The 3,276-nt window shown below is 73.6% G+C and carries 3 protein-coding genes; all 3 read left to right on the forward strand.

The window, feature by feature from the left end; translation table 11 throughout:
• Positions 1 to 650, forward strand: a 650-nt coding sequence (locus tag BN12_RS20315) for a DUF6049 family protein (protein ID WP_162233115.1), incomplete at its 5' end; no start/stop codon positions are given.
• Positions 647 to 2,305, forward strand: coding sequence for a murein biosynthesis integral membrane protein MurJ (murJ, locus tag BN12_RS20320; RefSeq protein WP_048555313.1), 1,659 nt, complete (start codon positions 647 to 649; stop codon positions 2,303 to 2,305). The genes BN12_RS20315 and murJ, both read left to right, overlap by 4 nt.
• A 65-nt stretch (positions 2,306 to 2,370) precedes the next feature.
• A partial coding sequence (locus tag BN12_RS25460) for a protein kinase family protein (protein WP_235432477.1) occupies positions 2,371 to 3,276 on the forward strand: 906 nt, incomplete at its 3' end.

Genomic DNA, 3,276 nt, shown 5'->3' on the forward strand with positions numbered 1-3,276 from the left:
CCCCGCCGGTGGCCGCGGCGATCCGGGCCGACGTCACGTCGGTGCGCGCCATGGCATCGGTCCGCGACGACGGGACGACGTTCGCGCCGCCGTGGCAGCAGGCCGCCGTCCGGCTGGCAGCGGCCTCCTGGCGCACGGAGCGCGGGGGGTTCGCCGTGCTCCGGACCGCACTGCACGCCGCCGGCTCGACGGCCGGGCTCGAGGTCTCCCCCCGCGAGGTCAACTTCCTCGCCGACTCCGGCCGCGTGCAGATCACCGTCGTCAACACCCTCCGTGTCGGGGTCCACGACGTCACCCTCACGCTCCGGCCCGACAACCCCCGGCTCCGGGTCGACACTCCCAGGGTGGTCCTGCGGATCGGGGCCCGGTCGCGGACGACGGTCACCTTCAAGGTCACGGCGTATGCGGCAGGGCTCGTCCCGATCACGACGACCCTCTCCGCCCCCGACGGGACCGTCATCCGGTCCGACGCGCCCGTCCGCATCCGCGTCTCGCCGACGGGCCACTGGATCTACTGGGTCATCGGCGTGGTGGCCGCCGGCCTCCTCGTCGCCGGGATCTGGCGGGGGCGCGTCGACCGGCGGCGCGTCGACCGGCGGCGTGGCGCGCGAGGGCCGGTCGCCGAACCCGACGAGGATGTCTCCCCATGAGTGAACCCCGCGAGGGCGCCGAGGTCGCCTCCTCCAACACGGGCCTGGCCCGGGCCAGCGCCCTCATGGCGGCCGGCACGCTGACCTCCCGGGTCCTCGGGATGGTGCGGGGGATCCTCCTCTCGGCGGTCCTCGGCCTGGCGATCACCGGGTCGACGTTCGACGTCGCGAACACCCTCCCGAACAACTTCTACCTCCTCATCGCCGGAGGCATCCTCAACGCCGTCCTCGTCCCGCAGATCGCCAAGGCCGCGAGCCACGACGACGGCGGGGAGGACTTCGTCAACCGCCTCCTCACCCTCGCCATCGCGTTCATGGCCGTCGCGACGGTCCTCGCGACAGCGGCCGCACCCCTCCTCGTGCGGATCTTCGCCTCGTCGAGCTGGGGCTCGGACGAGATGGCGCTCGCCGTCACCTTCGCCTTCATCTGCCTGCCGCAGATCTTCTTCTACGGGCTCTACACCCTCCTCGGCCAGGTGCTCAACGCCCGCGGCCGGTTCACGGCATACATGTGGGCGCCGGTGTTCGCCAACGTCGTCGCCATCGCCGGCCTCGTCATCTTCCTCGCCCGCGGCCTGCCGCGCCGGGCGCCGGCCGGGGACTGGTCGCCGGAGATGCTCTTCCTCGTCGCCGGCATGTCGACCCTCGGCATCGTCCTCCAGGCGCTCGTCCTCATCGTCCCGCTGCGCCGCATCGGCTTCCGCTACCGGCCCGTGTGGGGGTTCCGCGGCGTCGGTCTCGGCGGCGCGTCGCGCGTCGCGATGTGGACCTTCGCGGCGATCGCCGTGAGCCAGCTCGGCTTCATCGTCACCTCCCAGGTCCTCACCCACGCCGACGCCGTCGCGCAGCGGGAGGCGGTCCAGGGCGCCGGCAAGGTCGTCTACACCAACGCGTTCCTCCTCTTCATGCTGCCGCACTCCCTCGTGACGGTCTCGCTCGTCACCGCGCTCTTCACGCGCCTGTCGTATGCCGCGCACGAGGGGCGGCGCCGCGACGTCCTCCACGACCTCGGCCGGGGGCTGCGGATGCCGGCCGTCGTCCTCATCCCGGCGACCTTCGGGGGCATCCTCCTCGCCCCGTGGATCACCCACTCCATCTACCTCGGCAACACGATCCCCGAGACCGACGCCATCGCCCACGTCCTCGTCGCCATGCTCTTCGGCCTCGTCCCCTTCGGCTGGCTCTATCTCGTCCAGCGCACCTTCTACGCCTACGAGGACGCGAAGACCCCGTTCTACCTCCAGGTCGTCGTCACCGTCATCGCGACCGTCGTCAACCTCCTGTCGATCGCCCTCCCGCCCCAGTGGGTCGGCGTCGGCGTCGGCGTCGGGCAGACGGCGAGCAACCTCGTCGCGGCGGTCCTCGGCTTCCTCCTGCTGCGCCGCCGGCTCGGGCGGCTGCGGCTGCAGGCCGTCGTCCAGCAGAACGTCCGGCTCATCCTCGCCTCCGCCGTCGCGACGGCCGTCTCCGGCGCGCTCCTCCTGCTCATGTGGAAGATCCTCGGCGTCGGGCGGGTCGCCGTCCTGCTCACCCTCGTCGTCGTCGGGGCCGTCTTCGTCGTCGTCGCCCTCGCCGGGGCCGCCCGCCTGCGGGTCAAGGAGGTCCACGAGGTCCTCGGCCCCCTCGCCCGGCGACTCGGCCGGGGCACCGCCTGACCCGTATCCGCAGGAGCCCCGCCTACTATGAGCGGGCAGTCAGGAGCGACGAAGGGGAGCCATCCGTGCGTGGCGTGGGTCCAGGAACGGTGCTGGGGGGTCGCTACGCCCTCTCCCGGCGCCTCGACGAGCGCGACGGCGCCCAGATCTGGCAGGCCGAGGACTCCACCCTCCAGCGCGCGGTGTCGGTCCTCGTCGTGCCCTCGACCCATCCGCATGCCGCAGCCCTCCTCGACGCGGCCCGCCGATCGGCTCTCGTCGACAACAGCAACCTCGCGCGGGTCCACGACGTCGGTCAGGGAGGCGGCGTCGCCTACGTCGTCGAGGAGAGCCTCGCCGGCGCCCAGAGCGTGGCCGAGCTCGCCCGCGACGGCGGTATGCCCGCCGAGGAGGTGCGCCGGGTCGCCGGCCTCGTCTCCCGCGGGCTGGAGGCCGCCCGGAAGCGGGGCCTGCATCACTCGTGCCTGTCGCCGCGATCGGTCGTCCGCACCACGAGCGGCGACGTCAAGGTCGTCGGCCTCGCGACGTCCGCCGCGCTGCGCGGCGTCGAGGACGAGGACGCGGACTCCGCGAGCCGCGAGGATGTCGTCGGCACCGTCGCGATCGTCTACGCCGGGCTCACCGGCCTGTGGCCCCTCGACTCCGACGGGGCCGGGCTCTCCCGGGCCCCGTCCTACGGCTCCGGACCCACCGCCCCGTCGGAGGTCGCGGCCGGGGTGCCGGGCGACCTCGACGCCCTGTGCCGGCTCACCCTCACCGCCCACCGTGGCCCGCAGACCCCGGGCGAGCTGGCTCGTGAGCTCGCCCCATGGTCGCACGAGCCCGTCGAGGGGGTCGGCATCGGTTCCCACACCCGGGAGCAGGATGGGGGCACCGGGCGCTCCGCCTCGCCGACGCGGGCGGAGACCGCCCTGCCGCGGGACGAGGGGACGACACCGCTGCCCGTCGTCCCCACCGCCGGCGACTCGGCA

It is taken from the genome of Nostocoides japonicum T1-X7 (assembly GCF_001046855.1).
Lineage (GTDB): Bacteria > Actinomycetota > Actinomycetes > Actinomycetales > Dermatophilaceae > Nostocoides > Nostocoides japonicum.